This is a genomic window from Labilibaculum filiforme (assembly GCF_002843315.1).
Taxonomy (GTDB): domain Bacteria; phylum Bacteroidota; class Bacteroidia; order Bacteroidales; family Marinifilaceae; genus Labilibaculum; species Labilibaculum filiforme.
The window spans coordinates 1-2,223 of record NZ_MVDD01000047.1 but is presented as its reverse complement, the minus strand read 5'-3'; the positions used below and the strand labels follow the sequence as shown (position 1 = coordinate 2,223).

At 40.5% G+C, this 2,223-nt stretch carries 1 protein-coding gene; it reads right to left on the bottom strand.

All coding sequences use genetic code 11. The features are described 5' to 3' along the window. The coding region (locus BZG02_RS20935; RefSeq protein ID WP_218972323.1) for a hypothetical protein at positions 1–2,223 on the bottom strand (2,223 nt) is incomplete at both ends.

Here is a 2,223-nt window from a genome sequence, read left to right as displayed (position 1 = left end):
CATTCTGTGTTTGTGTACTGATATTCCCAACAACATCTTTATAAGTCCAGGTAACAACAGTAGTTCCTTGTGTAGTTATTGGCAAACTTGCATCGTTAGTTACTGTTACAGCAGAACAATTATCTGTTGCTGTTGGTGCAGTTAAAGTCGTCACCTCACACTCTGCGGTTACGTTTGGCAAAGAAGCCAAATCTGCAACTGGTGCAGTAGCATCAGTAATGATTACATTCTGTGTTTGTGTACTGATATTCCCAACAACATCTTTATATGTCCAAGTAACAACAGTAGTTCCTTGTGCTGTAATTGGCAAACTTGCATCATTAGTTACAGTAACTGATGAACAGTTATCTGTCGCGCTTGGAGCAGTTAAGCTTGTCACTTCACACTCTGCAGTTACGTTTGGCAATGATGCCAAATCTGCTACTGGTGCTTGTGTATCGGTGATAACTACATTCTGTGTTTGTGTACTGGTATTCCCAACTACATCTTTATAAGTCCAAGTCACAACTGTAGTGCCTTGAGTAGTTATTGGTAAACTTGCATCGTTAGTTACTGTTACTGTCGAGCAGTTGTCTGTTGCTGTTGGTGCTGTTAAACTAGTCACCTCACACTCTGCAGTTACGTTTGGCAATGAAGCCAAATCTGCAACCGGTGCTGTAGCATCAGTAATGATTACATTCTGTGTTTGTGTACTGATATTCCCAACAACATCTTTATATGTCCAAGTAACAACTGTAGTGCCTTGAGTAGTTATTGGCAAACTTGCATCGTTAGTTACAGTAACTGATGAACAGTTATCTGTCGCGCTTGGTGCAGTTAAGCTTGTCACTTCACACTCTGCAGTTACGTTTGGCAATGATGCCAAATCTGCTACTGGTGCTTGTGTATCGGTGATAACTACATTCTGTGTTTGTGTACTGGTATTCCCAACTACATCTTTATAAGTCCAAGTCACAACTGTAGTGCCTTGAGTAGTTATTGGTAAACTTGCATCGTTAGTTACTGTTACAGCAGAACAATTATCTGTTGCACTTGGTGCTGTCAATGAAGTTACCTCACACTCTGCAGTTACGTTTGGCAATGAAGCCAAATCTGCAACCGGTGCAGTAGCATCAGTAATAATTACATTCTGTGTTTGTGTACTGGTATTCCCAACTACATCTTTATAAGTCCAAGTCACAACTGTAGTGCCTTGAGTAGTTATTGGTAAACTTGCATCGTTAGTTACTGTTACAGTAGAACAATTATCTGTTGCACTTGGTGCTGTTAATGAAGTTACCTCACACTCTGCGGTTACGTTTGGCAAAGAAGCCAAATCTGCAACCGGTGCTGTAGCATCAGTAATGATTACATTCTGTGTTTGTGTACTGATATTCCCAACTACATCTTTATATGTCCAAGTAACAACAGTAGTTCCTTGAGTAGTTATTGGTAAACTTGCATCGTTAGTTACTGTTACAGCAGAACAATTATCTGTTGCACTTGGTGCTGTTAAACTAGTCACCTCACACTCTGCAGTTACGTTTGGCAAAGAAGCCAAATCTGCAACCGGTGCTGTAGCATCAGTAATGATTACATTCTGTGTTTGTGTACTGCTATTCCCAACTACATCTTTATAAGTCCAAGTCACAACCGTAGTGCCTTGAGTAGTGATTGGCAAACTTGCATCGTTAGTTACTGTTACAGCAGAACAATTATCTGTTGCTGTTGGTGCAGTTAAACTAGTCACCTCACACTCTGCAGTTACGTTTGGCAAAGAAGCCAAATCTGCAACTGGTGCTGTAGCATCAGTAATGATTACATTCTGTGTTTGTGTACTGATATTCCCAACTACATCTTTATAAGTCCAGGTAACAACAGTAGTTCCTTGTGCAGTGATTGGCAAACTTGCATCGTTAGTTACTGTTACAGCAGAACAATTATCTGTTGCACTTGGTGCAGTTAAAGTCGTTACCTCACACTCTGCGGTTACGTTTGGCAAAGAAGCCAAATCTGCAACTGGTGCAGTAGCATCAGTAATGATTACATTCTGTGTTTGTGTACTGGTATTCCCAACTACATCTTTATAAGTCCAAGTCACAACTGTAGTGCCTTGTGTAGTTATTGGTAAACTTGCATCGTTAGTTACAGTAACTGATGAACAGTTATCTGTCGCACTTGGTGCAGTTAAAGTCGTTACCTCACACTCTGCAGTTACGTTTGGCAATGAAGCCAAATCTGCAA